The organism is Chryseobacterium sp. GW823-FHT05E08 (genome assembly GCF_058795655.1).
Genome location: NZ_JBXAHY010000009.1, coordinates 43,977 through 65,795, shown reverse-complemented (window position 1 = coordinate 65,795; position 21,819 = coordinate 43,977). Strand labels below are relative to the sequence as shown.

Below are 21,819 nucleotides of genomic sequence, written 5' to 3'. Positions count from 1 at the left end.
TCATGAATATAGATGAATTCAGAGCCGAATTAGAAACAAGGCTTTTCATTGAAAAAGAATATATCGTTCAGGAACTTTCTTCGATCGATGATGATCAGGAAAGACTTGAGTTATTAGGGAAATTTAATGAAAAATATAAAGAGCTGATCAAACGGTTAGCTAATGAAAATGGTATTGACTTAAATGCTCCTTATCAAAATGAATCTAATCCGTCAAATTCAGAAAATCTTTCATACGAGCAGATAATTCTTGGTAAAACGATGGGGATTTATGAGAAGTTGGTTGAAGAATTATATGAAGAAATAACAAACGTAAATTAGAAATGAATCCAAGACAAGTTGCTGAATATATGTTCGATCAGGATTATTTTTCCCAATGGATGAATATCAAAATGATCGAAGTCAAAGAAAATTATTGTTTACTGGAAATGCCCATCAAAAAAGATATGATTAATGGGTTGAAAACCGTTCACGGAGGCGTTACGTTTGCTTTTGCAGATTCTGCATTGGCATTTTCGTCCAACAATTCCGGAGACGCTGCCGTTGCATTGAATTGCATCATCAATTTTACAAAAGCCGGAAAAGAAGGTGATATTTTCAGAGCAGAAAGTATCTTGGTAAACGATACCAGAAAAACTGCTGTTTTTGACATTAAAATTACCAATCAAAACGATGAATTGATTGCAAAATTCGTCGGAACAGTGTATAAAATCGGAAAAAAAGTAGTAGAGCTTTAAAGATAAATTGGATAAGAATAAAATTTTAAAAAAGTTTTCAAGTACTTTTTCCATTGATGGAGAAAAGATGAAAAGTTATTTCGAAGATAATAATCTTGAAAATTTTGATGAAATTTTAAAAGAGTTTGAAGATATGCGAACTGATACATTCAATATCATTTGGAATAAATCTGAGCATTCACAATTTACATCCAAAGAAATTGAAAACCTATCCGAAAAATATTTAAAAGAAAATCATTTTTGGATTGATGAAGAGGGAATTAAGACAGTTAATAATTATTTATTGTGGATGTCTTGGCATGAAGGAATTTTGAAAAATTAATAAGCGGTATAAAAAATAAACAGTCAATTTAGCATTGCTAAATTATTATATTAAAAACATTATGAACAACGTATATATCATAGATTACATCAGAACTCCTATTTCAAAATTACAGGGAGGTTTATCAGAAGTTAGAGCCGATGATTTGGCAGCAGTTGTGCTTAAAGAAATTGTTGCAAGAAATCCTGAAGTTCCAGTTGAAGAAATCGAAGACGTTATTTTCGGATGTGCTAACCAAGCAGGTGAAGATAACAGAAATGTAGCAAGAATGGGACTTTTATTGGCTGGACTTCCATACAAAATCGGAGGTGAGACAGTAAACAGATTGTGCGCTTCTGGAATGTCGGCAGTTGCCAATGCTTTCCGTTCAATTGCTTCAGGAGAAGGTGAAATCTACATTGCAGGTGGAGTCGAGCACATGACGCGTTCACCTTATGTAATGTCAAAACCAAGCGCAGCTTTTGGGAGAGATAGCCAGATGTTTGATACGACTTTCGGATGGAGGTTTGTGAATCCAAAAATGAAAGAATTATACGGAGTTGACGGAATGGGAGATACTGCGGAAAACTTAGCAGATATGCATAACATCAGCCGTGAAGATCAGGATAAATTTGCTCTTTGGTCTCAGCAAAAAGCAACCAAAGCTCAGCAAAGTGGAAGATTGGCAGAGGAAATTGTAAAAGTTGAAATTCCACAAAGAAAAGGCGAACCGAAAATTTTCGATACAGACGAATTCATTAAACCAACTTCTTCAATGGAAGGACTAGGGAAACTTCGTCCGGCTTTTAGAAAAGAAGGAACGGTAACCGCAGGAAATGCTTCAGGAATGAATGACGGTGCTGCAGCTCTTATTTTAGCAAGTGAAGAAGCCGTGAAGAAATATGGGTTGAAACCAAAAGCTAAAATTTTAGGTTCATCGGTTGCAGGTGTTGAGCCAAGAATTATGGGAATCGGACCTGTTGAAGCGACTCAAAAATTATTGAAAAGATTAAATCTTTCTTTAGATGATATAGATGTTATTGAATTGAATGAAGCGTTTGCCGCTCAATCTTTAGCAGTAACTAGAAGTTTAGGTTTACAGGATGATGATGCAAGAGTAAATCCAAACGGAGGTGCTATTGCGATTGGTCACCCGCTTGGAGTTTCCGGGGCAAGAATTATCGGTTCTGCAGCAATTGAACTTCAAAAACAAAATAAAAAATATGCATTGTGTACCCTTTGTATCGGTGTCGGACAGGGTTATGCAATGGTGATTGAAAAAGTATAATTTTTTCAATAATGTAACAATATAGAAATGTATCAATGTAACAATTCCATTGTCATGCTGAGCTTGTCGAAGCATCTATTGGTAAACTGTTAGATTGATACATTGTTAAATTAAATTTTTAACAAAAATTTTATGAATATTTACTCATATCACGGCATTCGTCCCATCATAAAGCCTTCAGCATACGTTCATCCACAAGCAGTGGTTATTGGAAATGTAGAAATTGGAGAAGAAGTTTATATCGGTCCCAATGCGGTGATCCGCGGCGACTGGGGTAAAATTATCATCAAAGACGGAGCCAATGTTCAGGAAAACTGTACGCTTCATGTTTTTCCGGGGATTGAAACCATTTTAGAAGAAGGTGCGCACATCGGTCATGGTGCAATTATTCATTCAGGACACATCGGTAAAAACTGTTTGGTGGGAATGAATGCAGTGGTGATGGACAAAGCCGTTATCGGTGATGAATGTATTATTGGAGCTTTGGCTTTCGTTCCCGCGAACTTCAAATGTGATGCAAGAAAATTAATTGTGGGAAGTCCTGCAAAAATCATTCGTGATGTTTCTGATGAAATGATTAAATGGAAAACAGAAGGAACGAAGCTTTATCAGGAGTTGGCAAGAGAAGGAAAAGATGCAATTCTTCCTTGCGAACCGTTTACAGAATATGTTGAGCAGATCCCTACGAAAGTTGTTGATTACAGCATTTGGGATGATGTAAAATAACCTCACCTTACAAAATTTAATATGTTAAAAAAACTTCTAATTTTCTGCAGTATTATATTTACATTCCAATCTATGGTTTTAGCCCAAAAAGGAAATGTGAAACCATTGAATATTGGAGAAATCAGAACAATAAAGTCTAAAATTTTAAATGAAGACAGAATTTTAAACATCTATCTTCCGCTAGGATTTGACAAAACAAAATCTCATCCAATTATCTATCTTCTGGATGGAAGTATGAATGAAGACTTTATTCATGTTACAGGTCTGGTACAATTCTTTAATCAAATGTATTCCATGCCAGAAACGATCGTTGTCGGAATTGCCAATATCGATAGAAAAAGAGATTTCACTTTTCACACTGATTTAAAAGATTTACAAAAAGATTATCCTACAACGGGACATTCAGATAAATTCATCAGTTTTCTTGAAAAAGAATTAAAACCTTATATCGAAAGTCAGTTTAAAACGACCGATACCTACATCTTCGGTCAATCACTTGGCGGACTTTTAGCAACAGAAATATTGTTGAAAAAGCCTGAAATGTTTAATAACTATTTCATCATCAGTCCAAGTTTGTGGTGGGATGATGAAAGTCTTTTGAAACAGGCTCCTCAATTGTTAGCTAAAATCCCGGATACTAAAAAATTCGTTTATGTTTCTGTCGGAAAAGGCGAGCATCCGGTAATGGTAAAAGATGCTGAAGCTTTCTACGATGTTCTTAAAAAATCAAATAAGAAAAACTGGACAGTAGAATATAAAATGATGGAAGGAGATAATCATGCAACAATTCTTCATAGGAGTTTATATGAAGGTTTGGTAAAAATGTTTCCTTATAAAGAACCGAAATAAATTTAAAATATAACAATCTAAAAATGTATTTGATACATTATTAAATTAAAAACTATATGGAAAAGTTAAAAAACTATATCCACGGAGAATGGATCGAAGGTTCCGGAAACGGAATTCCTTTATACAATGCCGTGACGGGAGAGCAGGTTGCTGTTTCAGATACTGAAGGACTGAATTTTGAACAGGCTCTTGATTATGGTAGAACGGTAGGGTACAAAAATCTTTCTTCAATGACGTTCTACGATCGTGGAGAAATGTTGAAAAAAGTAGCGCTTTACCTGTTGGAAAGAAAGAAAAAATATTACGAATTATCATATAAAACAGGAGCAACTCACGCAGATTCTTGGGTAGATATTGAAGGAGGTTTTGGTACTTTCTTTACATACTCAGGATTGGCAAAGAGAATGCTTCCGAACACTCCGTTTTGGGTGGATGGAGAAACTCAGAAAATTTCTGCTAATGGAACTTTCTTAGGAACTCACATTCTAACACCAAGTGAAGGGGTTTCTGTACAAATCAATGCATATAACTTTCCTGTCTGGGGAATGCTGGAGAAATTATCCACTTCATTGTTGGCGGGTGTTCCATCTATTGTGAAGCCATCTCCTTTTGGTTCTTATTTGACCAACGCAGTTTTTCAGGATATGATTGAAAGTGGAGTTCTTCCTGAGGGAGCACTTCAACTGGTTTGCGGGGAGCCGGGAAATATTTTGGATTATGTTCAGGATGGAGATTCTGTTTTATTCACAGGTTCTGCAACAACGGGTAGAAAATTAAAAGCTTTGCCGTCTGTTTCAGGAAATTCTGTTCGTTTCAATATGGAAGCAGATTCTTTGAACTGTTCAATTCTTGGATTGGATGCAAAACCGGGAACTCCTGAGTTTGATTTGTTCATCAAAGAAGTTCGTACAGAAATGACCACAAAAGCAGGTCAGAAATGTACAGCGATCAGAAGAATTATTGTTCCTGAAAACTTAATTGGGGATGTTCAAAATGCATTGTCTAAAGCTTTAGATCAAACTAAAATAGGAAATCCTTTAAGTAGAGATACAAGAATGGGTTCTTTGGTTGGAAAACAACAGTACGATGAGGTTCTTAGAAAAATAAATATTTTAAAAACTGAAAACGAACTTATATACGACGGAAAACACGAACTTGTAGATGCAGACTATGAAAATGGTGCATTTATGAGTCCGAAATTGTTCTTAAACGATTCTCCATTTACAAAGAACATCTCTCATGATGTTGAAGCTTTCGGTCCGGTTTCTACGTTGATGCCTTACAAAGATGCAGAAGAAGCTGCAGCGTTGGCAAAAAGAGGAAAAGGAAGTTTGGTAGGTTCTATTGTTTCTCATGATGAGAAATTCGTAGCAGAAACTTCTTGGAAAATGGCTTCTCAACACGGTAGAATTTTCGTGTTAAACAGAGATAATGCAAAAGAAAGTACAGGTCACGGTTCTCCACTTCCAACTTTAATGCATGGAGGTCCTGGTAGAGCAGGAGGTGGTGAAGAAATGGGTGGATTGAATGGTCTTCATTTCTTCCTTCAAAAAACAGCAATTCAAGGTTCTCCGAATATTTTGACGGCGATCACAAAAGTATATCAGCAAGGAGCAGAGAAAAAATATGCAGACAAACATCCTTTCCAGAAATATTTTGAAGATGTTGAGGTGGGTGATTCGTTGGAAACCGCAGGAAGAACGGTTACTGATGCAGATATCGTTAATTTCTCTAATGTTTCTTGGGATCACTTCTACGCACACACAGATGCAACGAGCTTGACAGGAACTATCTTCGATAAAACAGTAGCTCATGGATATTTTATCCTTTCTGCAGCGGCTGGATTGTTCGTTTCAGGGAAAAAAGGACCAGTCATTGCGAATTATGGATTAGAAAACTGTTCGTTCTTCAAGCCTGTTTATGCGGGAGATACGATTACGGTTTATTTAACCGCGAAAGAAAAGATCAACAGAGGCGTAAAAGGAAGAAATATTCCTTCCGGTGTGGTGAAATGGCTGGTTGAAGTTGTGAATCAGAGAGAAGAAGTAGTTTGTGTAGCAACGATTTTAACATTAGTAGCGAAGCATTCTCCTTTCATCGAACTTAAAAATGTTCAGAAAATAGTCAATGGATTAACTGAAAATACACAATCAAATTGGGGTAAAATGTCTCCTCAACAAATGATCGAGCATTTGGAACACGGTGTTTTGGTAAGCCTTGGCGAGCCGGAAGCTGATAAATGTTTCACTCCTGAAGAACACTTGGAAAAATGGCAGGATTCTCTTTACAATCACAGAAAAATGCCGAAAGATTTCCCTGCGCCATTCTTGGCTGAAGATGAAAAGTTATTGGAATTAAGACATAAAAATCTGGACGTTGCAAAACAGTCTTTCTTAGAAAGTTTGAAGAAATTCTCAATATATTACAAAGAAAATCCGCAGGCTGAACACATGAATTTTGTTTTCGGAAAATTAAACAAAGAAATGTGGGAACTGATGCACAAAAAGCATTTTACGCATCATTTTGAGCAGTTTGGATTGATTTAATTCAAAATAAATAAAATTTTATAATCCCTTTTGGTTTCTACTGAAAGGGATTTTTTTAATACTTTTAATCCTTGTCAAGGTTCCAAACCTTGACAAGGATTAAAACAACACACACAAATGACAGACATTAGAACTGCCCCCATTGAAGCAGATCGTTTTTACCATATTTATAATCGTGGAATTAACGGAGAAAATATTTTTAAATCAGATCGAAATTATTTGTTCTTTCTCAATAAAATGGCTGAATTTATTATTCCTGTTTGTGATGTATATGCATATTGTCTTATGCCTAATCATTTTCATCTTTTGGTTAAGATAAAATCTGATGTAGAGTTGGAAAGCCTTGTCAAGGTCAGAAACCCTGATAAGGCTTTTGTAGGACTTCACTCACCACAAAATATTTTCTCAAAGCAATTTGCTCGAATTTTTAATTCTTATTCCCAAGCTTTTAACAAGGAAAATAACAGACATGGCTCTTTAATAGAATCTCCATTTAAAAGAAAACAGATTACGTCGGATGAATATTTAATTAATACAATTATTTATATTCATCAAAATCCGCAGAATCATTCTATTGCGAGCGATTTTTCAAAATATAATTTTTCCTCCTATCAATCCATTTTAAGCCATTCTAAAACTTTATTGAAAAGAAGTGAGGTTATTGAATTATTTGATAATAGAGAAAATTTTATAATATCGCATAAAAAAGTTATTGATCTTGATCTTTGATTTTTAGTTAAATCATCCTTGTCAAGGTTCAAAACCTTGACAAGGATTGTTAGTGCTCAGTACAAAATCTTAGCGGAAAAAATGTTTTTAATTAAAAATGATAATTACTTTTACAGTAAAATCAGAATCTCATTTATTTAAAATAAAATATGGAACTACAATTTTTCAAAGGCTTTGACTTTACAAATTTCTGGAGTGAAAGCAGTTATTCAGTAAGAGATTACATCGAAGAATTTCCCGATGATGAAATGATTGCTTCAATTGAAAACGAATTAGGCTACAAACTTCCTGCTTCATACATTGAATTAATGAGAGTCCAAAACGGCGGATTGGTAGAAAAAAGCTGTTTCTCCACAACGGAAGACAATTCTTGGGCAGAAGATCATGTCGCGATTACCGGAATTATGGGAATCGGAAGAGAGAAAACCTATTCTGTTTGTGGAGAACTCGGAAGTCAATTTATGATTGACGAATGGGGATATCCTGCGATCGGAGTTTATATTGGCGATTGTCCTTCTGCAGGTCATGATATGATCTTGCTTGATTATTCCAAGTGTGGAAAAGACGGCGAACCGGAAGTCGTTCATGTAGATCAGGAAGCTGATTATAAGAAAATTTTTCTGGCAAAGGATTTTGAAACATTTATTAAAGGATTAAAAGACGAAGAAGAGTTTGATGTAGACTAAATAAGCTGTAATTTTAGTGCTTACAATTAAATCATAAATTATAATGAACGAAAACTGGATGCAAAAATGGGAAGAAGTAAAAGATATCATGGTTTGTCCTACAGACCTTGAAACCTATTTTACTTCGAATGAAATTCTGGGACAGAAAATGGAAACGATGGCCATCGGAAATGTTTCTCTTCCTTCCGGAAAAGTGGTGGTGAGAGATCCGCTTGTTTATCTGAGTTCTAATGAAAAACCTTATTTCATTCAGGCTCCGAAAGGAAATTTCCCTGTGACAATTGCTGTGGTAAAATCTGAAGATTGGGGCGACAGATACGCTGTTGTAAAAGTTGAATTTACCAAAGAAAAACCTGTTGTTTATCGTGAAGCCTTAATCGGAATTGAAGAATTGGAAGGAGTAACTGAAGACGATTTTTTCGGTTTTGGAGTTGATGCCGGTTTAGGTTGTATTACTGATGCTGAAGTTCTTCCGTCTGTAGATAAATTTGTAGCTGAGACCGATGTCGACAATGTATACGATGATTATTTTGCCGGAATTTTCGAACAAAGTTATAAAGATCATCCAAACAATCAGAGAGAAGCGGGAGATTGGATCAATTGGACGGTTCCCAACACAAATTATCAGATTCCGATGTTTGCAAGTGGTTTTGGTGACGGAAACTACCCTGTTTACTTTGCTTATGATGGCAATGGAGATATTTGCGGTTTATATATTCAGTTTATTGATATAGAATTGGCTTTAAGTGAAGAAGGAGACGAAGATGATGTAGACGGCGATGAGGATAATGAACCTGAAAACTTTATTTTTCTTAAAGAGTAAATTTTATTAATTTTTCTAAATGTAAGTAAAGTATTTAAAGTTGAATTAAAAATTCAGAATGTTATTTTTAAACTGATTTAATTCAAAACAAGCATAAAATTTATATAATCCCTTTTGGTTTTAAACTGAAAGGGATTTTTATTCACTAATTGTAGAAATATTTGTTGGGAATTTTATATTTTTATTAAACTAAAAATTTTAACCATGAAAAAAACAATTTTACTTATTGCAAGTGCATTATCAATTATTTCATGTAGCAATGAAAGTTTAGCAATCTCTCAGGAAGCTAATAAAACAGATGCTATGAAAAGTTTTGCAAAGGCAATGAAAGTTATGACTAGTCCAGAAAACCGAGCAACAGACGAGGAAAAACGGATGAAAAATTATCCGGAGCTAAGTGAAAGGAGAAAAGATTTATTGATACCGTCTGCAAAAGAACTCATAAAATCTAGAGATGTAAGTGATACTGAAATAGATGAAAAAACGCATGGAAACAAAGGAGATATTATAAATTGGGCTTTAGATATCTATTTCGATAATAAAAAAATTGCCAATTCTAAAAACTAATCCTTTAAATCTAAATTAACATGAAAAAAATATCATTACTACTTTTGCTTTGCTCAAGTTTATTTTACTATTCACAAATAAATGATTTTAAAATCGATAACCTTTCATCTCAGGATATTACGTTTGTCTCGGTAAGTATGAATTTAGCGGACCCACTGTTGAATTGTACTCCTTTGATATATAATGAATATCCTACATCGCTTCCCGCAGGGCAATCGACCTCTCATCAACAAATTAATAATTCACTTTCTGATAATCCTCCTGTGCAGTTTTGGCATTTGGTAGGTCAAAATTTTGATAAAGTGTATGATTTAACAATAGGTCCATTGGATAATGCAGATACAGACCTTGTTACTTGGTATCAGGTAATTATAAATTTACCGAACGGACAGAGTTTTACTCTTGGAAATGGCTGTATGGGAGGAGGTGTCTTTTCCTTTACATCGGGCAATATTTATGGAGAACTAATGTTTTTATCAGGTGCTGCTTACGTTCGTATAGAAGATATTTAAGCATAAAATATATTTCGAATAGCTTCAAAAACTTTTGAAGCTATTTTTTATGCATTTTTGTTATATTAGTTTTTCTTTATCTAAACAACAAATTATGTTTAAAACCTTCGCTGAACAAGTCGTTCAGTTCAATAAGAATCTGGAATATTCAGGAGATCTTCCAGATGGTTTTCAGGTCTTGAATCCATATTTGGATAATCCTGAAACAATGGAGGTCATGCAAAAGTTTTATCAAAAATATTATAACGATTCCAATAAAAGGAAATTCATTATTGGAATTAATCCTAGTCGTCATGGAGCAGGAGTGACAGGCGTTCCATTCACCGATACAAAACGTTTGGAAAGCGTTTGCGGAATTACAATGAAATCTGCCCACACGCACGAAATTTCTTCTGTTTTTATGTATGGTATGATTTCGGCTTATGGAGGTGCAGAAGAATTCTACAAAGATTTTTATATCAATTCTCCTTTTCCTTTAGCGATTGTCAGAAAAGCAAAAACAGGTTGGCTTAATGCTAACTATTATGACGATAAAAAGCTTTTCGAAGATGTAAAAGCTTTTATGATTGATTCTTTACAGAAACATATCAGCTTAAATCTCGATACTTCGGAAGTTTTTATTTTAGGAAAGAAAAATGCAGACTTTATTTCTAAACTTAATAAAGAAACAAAACTTTTTGATAAAATGACTGTTCTGGAGCATCCGAGATATATTCAGCAATATAAATTGAAGGAAAAAGAAATGTATATTGACAAATATATTTTAGCCTTAAAAAATAAAAATCCCCTGAAATAATTCAGGGGATTTCTTCACTTATGTATTAGAATCTTCGTGGTTAAAACTTATAGTAAAAAATTCATGGTTATTAGTTCTTTACCCTCTATAAGTTACTTTTTAATAATTTTATAAGACTCAGAAGCTGTTTTCATGATGTAAACTCCGGTTGGAAGTTCAGAAATATTTGCTTCATTGATGCCTTTTTTAATGTCTAGGCTTTTTACCAGTTTTCCTTCCTGATTGTAAACCTCAGCTTTGGTATTTTCCTCAGTTTTTATTGTAAGAGGACCAGTTGTCGGGTTAGGATAAATGCTTGCCTGTTTTTTGGCGATGTTTGCATCTTCATTGGTTGCTAAGACAATACCTGTATCTTTTACCCAAGTGAAAGCGTCAAGACCTACATAGGTATAAAGACCGCCTGCTGTAATTTGAAGCTGATCAACAATAATATTTGAATAGTTCTGACCATTAAGGTTGGTTAAATCTATCAAAGTATATCCATTCGTAGAGCCTAAACTGGTTACGAAACCTGTAGTTTTGGTTTGTGTATACTTTGTAACTCCGTTTAGTTTACCTGTTATGGTAAGCGTACCAGCTACCGCTTGATTTAAACTTGTATCAGATAAGAATACCCAAAATCTGTTTACTTTATACAAATTTGATGTTGTTTTGATACTGAATGATGCTCCAACTGCAATATTTCCCGCTCCTGAATTGTCAATATATCTATTGTCGTTTGCTGTTCCATTCCAACCTGTATTTGGGTAGTTGGCCTGAATGTCAAACCCACCTACATGAGTTAGAATGTTGAAGATTACTCCGTTATCTGTGAAGCTTGCACTTCCGTGAGATTCCGTTTCAAATTGTTCAGTACTAGTCTGCGCAAAGGTGAAAGTAGAAATGAGCAGACTACAGATTAAGAAAAAAGTAGTGCTTTTCATGATTTTAATTTTTAGATGTTTATAAAAGTAATTTTATGGTCTTGAAGGGAAAATTCCTTCTACACAAATCATATAGTTCATACCTAAGTATGGTGGCATATTTTCAATCGGTAGGTTTGCACCTGCAAAAGTAACTGAGGTTGCATTGATCACAGTGTCTGGCGCTGTATCTACAAAACTTGGAACCGCAGTGAAGTCTCTTCCAACAGTTGTTCCTGAAACAGCAATTGATGAAGCTGATGATGGAGAAGCTGTTGTTGCATTAGATTTAGAGATTTTCAATTGGCTCATAAAACTTGGTAGGTTTGAATTAAGCAAAGTTGTAGTTGGAGCTCCACCTACTTCACCAAGATTTACGGATTTTCCTGTATTAGCAATTCCTGAACCGATTGGTGCACGACCGTTTAGATTAGGCAAAGCAAAGTTTGTTGTACCGTTTCCTCCATAGGTCGTTCCTAAAAGTGAGAAAAGAGCTTGGTTTTGTGAAATACTTAATAAAGCTCCGTTGCATGCTAAATATCCTCTTGGGATAAAGTTTCCTGCAAACATTTTGATGGTTCCTAAATATTCTTCCATGATATTTTCTTTTTAATTGTTGGTTATTATTAATACTTATTTTTAAATTAAGGTCTTGAAGGATAAATTCCCTGAACACAAATAATGTAGTTCATTCCCATATATGGCATCATATTATTGATGGGTTGATTCTGCCCGATAAACATTACAGATTGTGGATTAAGAAATGTAATAGATGCTGGAGGTGCATTGTCGATGAAACTTGGTACAGCAGTAAAATCTCTTCCTACAGTTGTTCCCGGGATTGCAATTGATGAAGTAGCAGATGGCGAAGCTGAAGTAGCATTAGCTTTAGCAACTTTTAATTGACTTGTAATCGCAGGTAAGTTCATAGACATGATCGTCGTTTGTGGAGTTCCAGACTGTTCTCCCAATATGTAAGTTTGGCTTCCGTTGCTTCCAACTCCCAGAGGATAACGTCCGTTAAGGTTTGGTAAAGCAAAAGTTGAAATACCGTCCCCTCCATAGGTAGTTCCTAAAAGAGAGAAAAGAGCGGAATTTTGTGCAATACTTAATAATCTTCCATCGCAGAACATAAAGTTTACAGGGGCAAAGTTTCCGGAGAATGATTTGATGACTCCCATTAATTCTTCCATGATATTATTTTTTTCAGTTTTAAATGTTCCTACTCTTTTTTAAGGCTTTTCGGATCTCGCCAGTGTTGTGATGATTGTTTTAACACATTTCAAAGGAACGATTTATACAAAAGCAGAAATAGAGTAGAAAATACCAAATTGAGGACTCCGTATTTCTACGTAACGAATATTTTTTAGATATTAAATTCTTTAAAATGTATAGATATAGAAAGCCCTTCAGAAGATTCCGAAGGGCTAAATCTATTGTTAGATGGGACAATTTTTTTAGAACCTAAATTCATGAAAAAATTGAATGGAACTTTTTTATTTTTGCTGAGTTGTAGGCTCTACATGATCTTCAGGAGCTACATCTTCACTTAAGTTTACAATTCTTGTAACAGCGAATGTATTTGAACCTGTCTGAATAACAGCAAACTGACTGTAAGAAGTTCCCGATGATTCATAAGGAGTTGCTACAATATCTCCGTTTGGAGTTTTAACGGTAGCTGATATTCTTGTTAATAAGCATACTCCTCTGCTGCCCGCTTTCCAAGTTGTAAGCGGTGTTACAGTATAGCTGTCGTCTGAACAGAAAATACTTGCGTAATCTACTTTTCCTGTTACAATGTAATTTGTTGAATTCTTAATTTCTACTACTGGATAACCCATGATAATTAGTTTTTATGATTAGCTTTTTTCCTACTCTTTTTCAATGGTTTTTCGGATTTCACCATATTCAATTTTTTTTGAAGCTTCGTTAAATGAACAATACAAATGTAGTTTCGTATACAGGCAAAAAATAGAGTAGTAGTTACCAAATTGAAGATTGAGTATTTATACCTAATGTAAAAACTGAATTGATTTAAGGTTAATTTATATGGTTTTAATTTTCATTAAAAGCTTCGTATTTAGTATTTTTGTAAGAATCTAATTATAATTAAAAAATGAACGAATTCGTAGTTTCAGAACTGAAAAACAATATCGCCGAGATCACATTCGGAACTCCAAAAAGTAATTCTCTTCCAGGAGCAATTTTAGAAAAACTGGCTCAGACCATTTTGGATGAAGGTGCTAAAGATGAGGTTAAAGCTATTCTTGTAAAAAGTGAAGGTGAAAAAGCATTCTGTGCAGGAGCAAGTTTTGATGAACTTTTATCTATTGAAGAGCTGGAAGCATCAACAAAATTTTTCGGAGGTTTTGCTAAAGTTTTGAATGCGATGAGAAATTGCGGTAAAATTGTTGTCGTAAGAGTTCAGGGAAAAACAACTGGTGGTGGAGTTGGTCTTGCTTGTGGAGCAGATTATTGTTTTGCAACGAAAGATTCTGCTTTGGCTTTAACGGAAATCAATTTAGGAATCGGACCATTCGTAATCGGACCATATGTTGAAAGAAAAATCGGAAAATCTCAGTTTTCAGCGATGGCTATTGACGCAGATTTCAGATCAGCAGAATGGGCAGAGCAACATAATGTGTATCATTCAGTTTCAGAAAATATTGCAGAAATGGATGTTAAGCTAGAGAAATTTATGCAGACACTAGCTACAAGAAGCAGTGATGCTTTGGCTTTAATTAAAAAAGTATCTTGGGAAGGAACAGATCATTTCAATGAATTAATGCCTGCAAGAATCCACATGAGCGCAAGTCTGATTCTTGAAGATTCTGCAAAGAAAAATATTGAATCTATTAAAGAGAGATTGAGAGCAAAATAGGTTTTGATCTTTTAAGTAAATATAGCCGTTGATACATTCAACGGTTTTTTTATGAAATATAGGTAAAAGTCAATGGTCAATTATGCTTCGCAAGTCAATCGTAAATTTTTAGCACACAATTAAAAATTGACAAGTGAAACGAATTGACAATTCACAATTCATTCAATATTTTTTTTTCAAAAAAACATTTTGCAGATTGAAAATAAATTATAACTTTGTATTTCAAAGTTCTTTATATGGATTCAAAAAACTACCACGAAGATCTGTCGCATATTCGTTCCATGATGGAGCGTTCTTCCAGATTTATTTCACTGAGCGGGTTATCCGGAGTTGTTGCTGGTTTGGCGGCGCTTATTGGTGCCGGTTATGTGTATGTTGTTTTTCAGAGAGAGGGAATCAGTTATTTAGGTGGTGAGAGAAATATTCTTGGTCCATCTTTAGTCAAAGAGCTTGTTTTCATTGGTGTCGTAATCTTGTTGGTGGCAATTCTTAGCGGCTATATTTTTACGGCAAATAAAAGCAAAAAGAAAGGATTGAAGATTTGGGACAGTACAACAAAGCGCCTTTTGGCTACCTTTGCAGTACCTTTGGTAGCGGGCGGGTTCTTTTGTTTGGCTCTTCTTTATCATCATCTTTTTGTTTTCATTGCTCCAGCAACACTGATTTTTTACGGTTTGGCCTTGGTAAGCGCAGAACGATATACATTGACAGATGTAAAATATTTAGGATACTTTGAAATAGTTTTAGGATTACTTTCCCTATTTTTTTTGGGGTGGGGATTGTTATTTTGGGCGTTTGGATTTGGAGTTTTACATATTGTTTACGGACTGATAATGCATAAAAAATATAAATAAGACATAAATTTACGCTTCGGAAACTAATTCCTAAGCCCTGCAATCTATCACCTGAAATTATGATCAATATAAATCAACTCAATAAAGAATTCGAAAGCCGTGTAAGATTGGGCATTATGTCCGTTCTCATGGTCAACGACTGGGTTGATTTCTCGGAAATGAAAAGTCTGTTAGAAATTACAGACGGTAACTTAGCCAGCCACAGCAATGCTCTGGAAAAAGCCGCTTATATAGAAGTGAAGAAAGAATTTGTAGGTAAAAAACCTAAAACATCTTACAGAGTCACCCAAAGTGGGAGGGAAGCCTTTACAGAACATTTAAATATGCTGGAAAAATTAATAGGGAGATAAGCTCTATATTTTTTTGTTTTTACACTTTGCAATTCAAAGTTCTTTGTTTAAATGAAATTAAAAAAAATAATCAATATGGAAAACCGTGAAATTTTAAATGTTGGAAAATCTATGTTTTGGGGCTCTTTTATATTAGGAAACATCTGCCTTTTTGGATACTTGTTTACAAAAAATGAGGAGTTTGCCATCGGAGGATATTTGCTTCTAATTATAGGTTCTATTATAAACCTTATTGTAGTCTGCTGTCTGGTAATTGGTGGACTTATCAACAAAAATAAACTTGGTATTTACTTAAAATCAATTGGTATCATTCTCATTAATATTCCTTTAGCAATAATTTATACCATAATAGGACTTAGTATAATAGGATTTTAATTTAAAAATATAAACTATGAAAAAATTACGCGTTCAATTTTTGCTTTTCATGTACGAAAACTCTCAAAAGCAATATCGAAAATACTTTAAAAAGAAAAAAAGACAATGGCAGTTCAATGAAAAGCAATTGTTAAGCTTTAAAGAAGATTCACTAGGAAAAACGATGGGAGAATTTTATCAAAAACACGGCTTCAGAATGATTCCCAAGATGGAAAACCACGATGTCTACCACCTAATTACCGATTACAGCACCAATATTCAGGATGAGATTGCGATGCAGTATCTGCTTTTCGGGAACGGTAAGAGAAGTGCTTACCTTTTAGGAGTTTTGTTATTGGGAACTTTTGTCTTTCCTGAATACTTTAAAACTTATAGGAATGCCTTCCAAAAAGGCCGAAACATGAGATCATTCCACGACTGGGATTTTGAAAATCTCCTTTGGCAAAATTTTGATCATCTGAAAGATTTTATCCAACAAAAACAAACTCCAGTATATTACTAAAAACCATCAACCGACAACTATCAACTAACAACGAAACACCTACCCTCATTATGAAAACACATCATTATATATTACTCACCACCTTAGCATTCATCATCGTATTTTATGATGAAAATGTAGGATTGAACCTGGGAATTCTAGGAATCATTTATGCAGCACTTACATTGTATAAAACGCCTGAGAAAAACAGAACCAGAACATTTCTCATTCTTTTTGTAACGAGCATTCTTTCGAGTATTGCTTTTGCTTGGTATGGGGATTTCCCATCGTTTTTGGCGATTGCAAGTTCACTTTTGCTGTTGTCTTACAGATCAAAAAACAGGAGATTGAAAACTCTTTTTCTCATTCCTGTTTTTGTGGTCAACGGCATCACATTTATCTGTAGATTTTTCAATTTTGACAAATGGTTGCCGAAAAGAAATATCTCCGGATTATGGCAAAAAACATTGGCTTTTGTATTAATTCCGCTTGTGTTGATAGCTATTTTCTTTGGAATTTATTCCGCGGGAAGTGATCATTTTGCCAATCTTTTCAAAAATATCGAATTGAATATTAATTTCTGGCAGCTTTTAGTAATCACGGTTTTAGGTTTCTTTTTCGCATTCAATTATTGGAATTATACAGTTGAAAAACTGATCTACAAAAAGAATCATATTTTAGATGATAATTTCACAGATGAAAATAAAATTCAGAAACCAACATATTCTTTTCTTGATTTGGATGCAGAAAGAATGAGTGGAGTTATTTCTTTTTTTTCATTAAATATTTTATTGATATTCTTTATCGCCACCTACAATTACGAACAGTTTTTTGAATCTGTAAAAACACCCAATCAACTTTCCGAAGAAACTCATGAAAGGGTAAATGCGGTAATCGTTTCGATCGTAATGGCAATTTTGGTGATTATGTTTTATTTTAAATCGAGTTTTAATTTCGATCCTAAAGCAGGTTTAATGAAAATTTTAGCCAAAATCTGGATTGTATTAAATGTAATTTTAGTTTTCTCTGCAATGATGAAAAACTATGAATACATCGTGAGTTATGGTTTTACGTACAAAAGATTAGGCGTTTGCGGATTTTTAATTTTATCATTAATTGGTTTAATTATGACATTCATTAAAATTCAAAAGAAAAAAAGAAACGCATTTCTATTCAATACGATGGTTGGATATGTATACGGAACTATTTTGGTTTGCAGTTATTTTAATTGGGGAGGTTTTATAACTTCTCAAAACTTAAAACGCAATCATTTTGACGAATATTATCATACAACTTTTGTTAATTTTAATGAAGAGTATTTATTAAAATATGCTAAAGAAAAGCATTCCGATGTTATAAAAAATAGTGTTCTGGAAAGAGTACGAATCCAACAAAAGGAAAATTTCTTATCCAAGGTTCTTTACTATCAAACCATTAAATAATCTATTCAAAATGATGGAAAAGTTTAAAAAAAGTCAAAGGTTTGAGATTACGATCTTGTTGATTTTGATGACATTATTTTGTTTCAGTCTTTCAATTTTCAGATATTATTTGAGTGATACAAAAGTGTTTTTCTTTCTGAACTGGAATTTATTTCTGGCGTGGATTCCTTTTATCATAAGCAGTTTTTTATTGATTTTTGATATCAAAAGTAAAATTGCATTGGCTTTTGCGATTGTAGTTTGGATTTTATTTTTCCCGAATTCACCCTATATTCTGACTGATCTTTTTCATCTAAAGACCAGAAATTCAGTACCAATTTGGTATGATCTTATCGTTATTCTTTCATACGCTTGGGCGGGATTAATTTGTGGTTTTATAAGTTTATTGGATATTGAGAAAATGCTTTCATCCTATTTTAAAAGATCTACGATTAGCATTATTGCTGTTTTGTTTCTATTTCTGAGCAGTTTTGGAGTGTATCTTGGTCGATTTTTAAGATGGAACAGTTGGGATGTTCTGAACAATCCATTTGGATTATTTAATGATATTGCAGTGAGATTTATTTATCCGTTGGATTATACAAAAACGTGGGGAGTTACTGTATTAATGGGAATTATGCTCAATTTTATGTACTTTATGTTGAGAGCAGTAAGAAAGGGGGCTTTGATTCCTGAAAAATAACAGACTAAGCATTTTTTAAGGTTTTAATATACTTTATGGAACAATTTTAGCTTCTAAATAGATTCATTAGTTAAACTTGTTTAAAGCTTAGTTATTTTAACCACAAAAGAAACAAAAGAAACAAAAGATTAAACAGATTATTTAAATTTATAATGAACGGCAAAAAAGAACACATAAGTTTTTAAAAATCTTTGATTTTTATTCTTTTGAGAGCTTTTGTTTTCAAAATAGTTAAAATTAAATAGTTCAATCATGGCTTTTGTATCTTTTGTGGTTAAAATTTTTAATAAGCTTAAACTAAAACTCCAATGTCTCATTTAAAAATAACTATTATGAAAAAATCCTTATTGTTGATCCCATTGATTATTATTTCTTGTAAAAAAGAAGCCAATATTACGGAGGCTCCGAGTAAAGATTCAATGGCGGTCACAGAAATGCCCGACTCTCCATCCAAAGTAGATTCGGCGGCAATAAGAATGAAAGATTCAATCATCAATAATGCTCCTGTTACCAAAGAGGTCTTGAAAACCGGAGTAATGAGAAATATGAAAGAAGGACAGATCATCAGAACAGCCGATGCTTCTCAACTTCCGTTTACGCTTGGAGAAGAGTTTACAAAGGATAATCAGGAATTGGTTTTAAAAATTACAAACTACGAAAAACCCGATATCAAGGCTACGATTTCCACTAAAGAAAAAGATTTTAATATCAGATTCAATCAAATAAAAACACCGGACGGAAAGTACGACGGACCTTTCGGAAGAGAGATCACTCACGAGGTTGTCGGTAAAGGCGAAGTTTGGCTAATTATAGGAAAGAGCAATATGGCTTCCGGAAATACAAAAGGGAATTTTAAAGTAAGCGTAGAATAATTTTGGTACAATTTCTGTAAGTCATTCTATAAAAGAAGTACTATTATGAAAAATATGATATTAACAGCGATGGTAGCCTCTGCAGCTTTAGTGAGTTGTGGAACGGTACAGTCGCTAGTCCAGAATACATTTCCTTATACAACCAATGTTTTAATTTCTACGGGAGTTCCTGCTGACAAAGAAGTTTCTTCTACGGCAACGGCAACAAATGTTCAGACTTGGTTTGGAGGAAACAACAATGCACAGATTAAAGATGTAAGAATTTCAGATGCTAAAATTTCAGTAGTTTCTCCATCAGGAGGAAATCTGAGCGCTTTAAAATCTATCAAAGTATTTATTTCTTCAAGCGGAACTAAAGAAAGATTGGTAGCATCTCGTTCAAGTATTTCTACTGATGGAGCAAGTTTAAATCTTGATCTTAATGACACAGGGTTTTTGGATGAAGTAGTAAAGAGTTCAGGAGTTACCGTAAGAACGGTGTACGAATTGAAAAATCAGACAAGTTCAGATATGAACTTAAAAATCGCACTTAATTTCAGCAGTGTACCTGCGAAATAGTTTTTATAAAAGGTTATTTAAAAAAAAACGTCTCTCAAAATTTTGAGAGACGTTTTTAATTTTATCGTTATAACTGAAAAGATCTTAGTGAACTTTGCATTAAAAATTATTGCTTAATAAATTTCTCAACAACTCTTCTTTGCCCATCTGTAGCATTAATAATATAAGTTCCTTTTGGAAAATTAGAAATATTCAATTTTTCATCAGATGAAGTTGAACCTTTTAAAATAGATTGTCCTGCCATGTTAATGATCTCAAAGTCTATATTTTTTTCCGGGCTTCTCACTGAAATAGAATTGGTTGCCGGATTAGGATAAACTTCAATTTTTAATGGAGTTACATTTGTACTTCTTGCAGAAAGTACAAGACTGCTTTCCAATTGCTCGATAGCTGCTTTGATATTTGGTAGAGGGCCAATTTTTGTGGTTAAAGTTCCTCCCTGAGGAATTCCTGTTGTCACCAAAAGGTTTTTCATCGCTGCCGGAGTTAAAAACTGTCCAGTAGCCTGACGATAATAAGATTGAATTAAAATAGCTGCAGAAGATACAATTGGTGTTGCAGAACTTGTCCCACTGAAAAGTGTGTACGTTCTGTTGGTATCTCCGTCATAAGTCGCCCAACCGCCATAACCTGCGGCTAAAACATTTTGTCCCCAGCCTTGTACATCCACTCTGTTACCATACGTACTGAAACTTAATTTTGAGTGAGCAGTCGTATTGGTTCCTGCTCCAACAATAATAGCACCGCTGTTTCCTCTTGCGTTATAAGCCGCATAAAAAGAACCGTCAAGATTTTCGTTACCATTTCCTGCTGCTGCAATAATGATGATTCCGGATTCTGTTGCTGCTTTTGTTAAATCCCAGATAAGATTGTCATATTCTGCCGGAACATAATTGGAGTTTTGACCTCCGGTTTGCATTTCGTACAACACAATATCTCCTGCCTGAGAAGCATTAATAGCTCTTGTTACGGCTGCAACTCTGTTGTATGAAGCGGTTGTCCATTCTAAGAAACCTTTCATTTCAGTGGCATTGTAAGCACTTCCTGAAAGTCCGATATTATCTTTTGCTGAACCTAAAATACTCATCACGGCAGTTCCATGATCAAGCCAGCTATAATAAGTACTTGTTGGAGTTGTTAATGATGTATTTGGAGTAACTCCGGATTCTAATTGAACAGTATTTCTGTCAACCAACATTTCATGAGTCTTGTGAAAACCATATTCTACATCACGAACTCTCACATTTTGCCCTGTGATTCCTCTTGACCATGCATAATTTACATTGATTCCTGGATTTTCAAATAAATAAGTTTGAGAAGCTTCTAAATTAGGCGTAATAACAAAAGTAGCCGTTGCAGGTGGTTCAATGGGTTCATTACTTAATATTGAAGCATATTCTATTTCTGAAAATTTTTCTAAACTTTCTGCTAATTTTAAAATATCTTCATTGTTTTTTACTGAAGTTTCAACTTTGAAAATTCTTCTTAATTTTTCAACTGATTCTCCTGAGTTTTTATTTTTCTTGCTGCTTTCAATCATTTCGTTCAGCTTTCTATCACTGAAACCGAGATCGTTCACAAATGAAATTCCGTTTGCTCTTACAAATTCTTTGAATGCAGGATTTTTGCTTTGTGTGTAATTAATAATATCAACAGCATTGGCATTTTTAGAAAAAGCAACGTAAAGGCTGTGTGAGTTTGAGTTTTTCTGTAATTGAAATTCTCCCTTTCTATTCTGTCCAAAAGATAGGAAGAAGCAGAAAATCGATATAATAAAGATTCTGGTTTTCATAGGCGTTTTTCAGGTTTTAGGTTTTGTTTAATTCTGTAATTAGGGAATAAAGATAGTGATTTTAAGTTTAT

At 34.0% G+C, this 21,819-nt stretch carries 27 protein-coding genes; 22 read left to right on the top strand and 5 right to left on the bottom strand.

Annotated elements, in window-relative coordinates; all coding sequences use genetic code 11:
• The first annotated feature begins 2 nt into the window (after window positions 1-2).
• From AC1Q7L_RS21965 to AC1Q7L_RS21905, 13 genes are all read left to right on the top strand, one after another.
• Window positions 3-320 (top strand): hypothetical protein, encoded by a 318-nt coding sequence (locus AC1Q7L_RS21965; protein ID WP_492307987.1) that lies wholly within the window; start codon window positions 3-5, stop codon window positions 318-320.
• Window positions 321-322: 2 nt separating this feature from the next.
• Complete coding sequence (locus AC1Q7L_RS21960) at window positions 323-736, top strand: PaaI family thioesterase (RefSeq protein WP_492307988.1); 414 nt, start codon at window positions 323-325, stop codon at window positions 734-736.
• A 67-nt stretch (window positions 737-803) separates the two neighbouring features.
• Entirely contained in the window at window positions 804-1,058 is a 255-nt protein-coding gene (locus AC1Q7L_RS21955; RefSeq protein ID WP_345204536.1) for a hypothetical protein, read from the top strand.
• Window positions 1,059-1,119: 61 nt separating this feature from the next.
• Window positions 1,120-2,325 carry a 3-oxoadipyl-CoA thiolase gene (pcaF, locus tag AC1Q7L_RS21950; RefSeq protein WP_492307989.1) on the top strand — a complete coding sequence of 402 codons (1,206 nt, stop codon included), beginning with the start codon at window positions 1,120-1,122 and terminating at the stop codon, window positions 2,323-2,325.
• A 132-nt stretch (window positions 2,326-2,457) separates the two neighbouring features.
• Window positions 2,458-3,051 carry an acyltransferase gene (locus AC1Q7L_RS21945; RefSeq protein WP_492307990.1) on the top strand — a complete coding sequence of 198 codons (594 nt, stop codon included), beginning with the start codon at window positions 2,458-2,460 and terminating at the stop codon, window positions 3,049-3,051.
• Window positions 3,052-3,072: 21 nt separating this feature from the next.
• Entirely contained in the window at window positions 3,073-3,900 is an 828-nt protein-coding gene (locus AC1Q7L_RS21940) for an alpha/beta hydrolase (RefSeq protein WP_492307991.1), read from the top strand.
• Window positions 3,901-3,956: 56 nt separating this feature from the next.
• A complete protein-coding gene (gene paaZ / locus AC1Q7L_RS21935) occupies window positions 3,957-6,446 on the top strand; it encodes a phenylacetic acid degradation bifunctional protein PaaZ (RefSeq protein ID WP_492307992.1) in 2,490 nt (829 codons plus the stop codon).
• A 117-nt stretch (window positions 6,447-6,563) separates the two neighbouring features.
• Window positions 6,564-7,175 (top strand): transposase, encoded by a 612-nt coding sequence (locus AC1Q7L_RS21930; protein ID WP_492307993.1) that lies wholly within the window; start codon window positions 6,564-6,566, stop codon window positions 7,173-7,175.
• Between the two features lie 149 nt (window positions 7,176-7,324).
• On the top strand, window positions 7,325-7,861 hold the full coding sequence (locus AC1Q7L_RS21925) for an SMI1/KNR4 family protein (RefSeq protein WP_492307994.1): 537 nt from the start codon (window positions 7,325-7,327) through the stop codon (window positions 7,859-7,861).
• Between the two features lie 43 nt (window positions 7,862-7,904).
• Entirely contained in the window at window positions 7,905-8,684 is a 780-nt protein-coding gene (locus tag AC1Q7L_RS21920) for a DUF4241 domain-containing protein (RefSeq protein ID WP_492307995.1), read from the top strand.
• A 204-nt stretch (window positions 8,685-8,888) separates the two neighbouring features.
• The gene (locus tag AC1Q7L_RS21915; RefSeq protein ID WP_492307996.1) at window positions 8,889-9,251 is read left to right on the top strand and encodes a hypothetical protein; all 363 of its coding nucleotides are present in this window, start codon (window positions 8,889-8,891) and stop codon (window positions 9,249-9,251) included.
• Between the two features lie 20 nt (window positions 9,252-9,271).
• A complete protein-coding gene (locus AC1Q7L_RS21910) occupies window positions 9,272-9,763 on the top strand; it encodes a hypothetical protein (RefSeq protein WP_492307997.1) in 492 nt (163 codons plus the stop codon).
• A 94-nt stretch (window positions 9,764-9,857) separates the two neighbouring features.
• Window positions 9,858-10,559: an SMUG2 DNA glycosylase family protein gene (locus tag AC1Q7L_RS21905; RefSeq protein WP_492307998.1), complete on the top strand. Its 702-nt coding sequence runs from the start codon at window positions 9,858-9,860 to the stop codon at window positions 10,557-10,559.
• 92 nt (window positions 10,560-10,651) lie between these two features.
• Here AC1Q7L_RS21905 and AC1Q7L_RS21900 read toward each other — a convergent pair whose 3' ends face one another.
• The 4 genes from AC1Q7L_RS21900 to AC1Q7L_RS21885 form a co-directional block, all read right to left on the bottom strand.
• Window positions 10,652-11,482, bottom strand: coding sequence for a T9SS type A sorting domain-containing protein (locus AC1Q7L_RS21900; protein ID WP_492307999.1), 831 nt, complete (start codon window positions 11,480-11,482; stop codon window positions 10,652-10,654).
• Between the two features lie 33 nt (window positions 11,483-11,515).
• Window positions 11,516-12,058, bottom strand: coding sequence for a phage tail protein (locus AC1Q7L_RS21895; protein WP_492308000.1), 543 nt, complete (start codon window positions 12,056-12,058; stop codon window positions 11,516-11,518).
• 47 nt (window positions 12,059-12,105) lie between these two features.
• Window positions 12,106-12,654 carry a phage tail protein gene (locus AC1Q7L_RS21890; protein WP_492308001.1) on the bottom strand — a complete coding sequence of 183 codons (549 nt, stop codon included), beginning with the start codon at window positions 12,652-12,654 and terminating at the stop codon, window positions 12,106-12,108.
• Window positions 12,655-12,957: 303 nt separating this feature from the next.
• Window positions 12,958-13,302 (bottom strand): hypothetical protein, encoded by a 345-nt coding sequence (locus tag AC1Q7L_RS21885; RefSeq protein ID WP_492308002.1) that lies wholly within the window; start codon window positions 13,300-13,302, stop codon window positions 12,958-12,960.
• A gap of 275 nt (window positions 13,303-13,577) precedes the next feature.
• Here AC1Q7L_RS21885 and AC1Q7L_RS21880 point away from each other — a divergent pair, with 275 nt between their 5' ends.
• The 9 genes from AC1Q7L_RS21880 (at window position 13,578) to AC1Q7L_RS21840 (ending at window position 19,956) form a co-directional block, all read left to right on the top strand.
• On the top strand, window positions 13,578-14,342 hold the full coding sequence (locus AC1Q7L_RS21880) for an enoyl-CoA hydratase/isomerase family protein (protein WP_492308003.1): 765 nt from the start codon (window positions 13,578-13,580) through the stop codon (window positions 14,340-14,342).
• 236 nt (window positions 14,343-14,578) lie between these two features.
• Window positions 14,579-15,196 (top strand): hypothetical protein, encoded by a 618-nt coding sequence (locus AC1Q7L_RS21875; RefSeq protein ID WP_492308004.1) that lies wholly within the window; start codon window positions 14,579-14,581, stop codon window positions 15,194-15,196.
• A 59-nt stretch (window positions 15,197-15,255) separates the two neighbouring features.
• Complete coding sequence (locus AC1Q7L_RS21870; protein WP_054511899.1) at window positions 15,256-15,546, top strand: winged helix-turn-helix domain-containing protein; 291 nt, start codon at window positions 15,256-15,258, stop codon at window positions 15,544-15,546.
• Between the two features lie 75 nt (window positions 15,547-15,621).
• Window positions 15,622-15,921 (top strand): hypothetical protein, encoded by a 300-nt coding sequence (locus tag AC1Q7L_RS21865; protein ID WP_492308005.1) that lies wholly within the window; start codon window positions 15,622-15,624, stop codon window positions 15,919-15,921.
• A 16-nt stretch (window positions 15,922-15,937) separates the two neighbouring features.
• Window positions 15,938-16,423, top strand: coding sequence for a Coq4 family protein (locus AC1Q7L_RS21860; RefSeq protein ID WP_492308006.1), 486 nt, complete (start codon window positions 15,938-15,940; stop codon window positions 16,421-16,423).
• A gap of 50 nt (window positions 16,424-16,473) precedes the next feature.
• Complete coding sequence (locus tag AC1Q7L_RS21855; RefSeq protein WP_492308007.1) at window positions 16,474-17,844, top strand: DUF4153 domain-containing protein; 1,371 nt, start codon at window positions 16,474-16,476, stop codon at window positions 17,842-17,844.
• A 13-nt stretch (window positions 17,845-17,857) separates the two neighbouring features.
• Entirely contained in the window at window positions 17,858-18,526 is a 669-nt protein-coding gene (locus AC1Q7L_RS21850; protein WP_492308008.1) for a DUF1361 domain-containing protein, read from the top strand.
• 332 nt (window positions 18,527-18,858) lie between these two features.
• The gene (locus tag AC1Q7L_RS21845) at window positions 18,859-19,398 is read left to right on the top strand and encodes a hypothetical protein (protein WP_492308009.1); all 540 of its coding nucleotides are present in this window, start codon (window positions 18,859-18,861) and stop codon (window positions 19,396-19,398) included.
• Between the two features lie 45 nt (window positions 19,399-19,443).
• On the top strand, window positions 19,444-19,956 hold the full coding sequence (locus tag AC1Q7L_RS21840) for a hypothetical protein (protein ID WP_066752482.1): 513 nt from the start codon (window positions 19,444-19,446) through the stop codon (window positions 19,954-19,956).
• 106 nt (window positions 19,957-20,062) lie between these two features.
• On the opposite strand, the gene AC1Q7L_RS21835 is transcribed toward AC1Q7L_RS21840, so the two are convergent.
• Entirely contained in the window at window positions 20,063-21,748 is a 1,686-nt protein-coding gene (locus AC1Q7L_RS21835; protein ID WP_492308010.1) for a S8 family peptidase, read from the bottom strand.
• Window positions 21,749-21,819 lie beyond the last annotated feature (71 nt).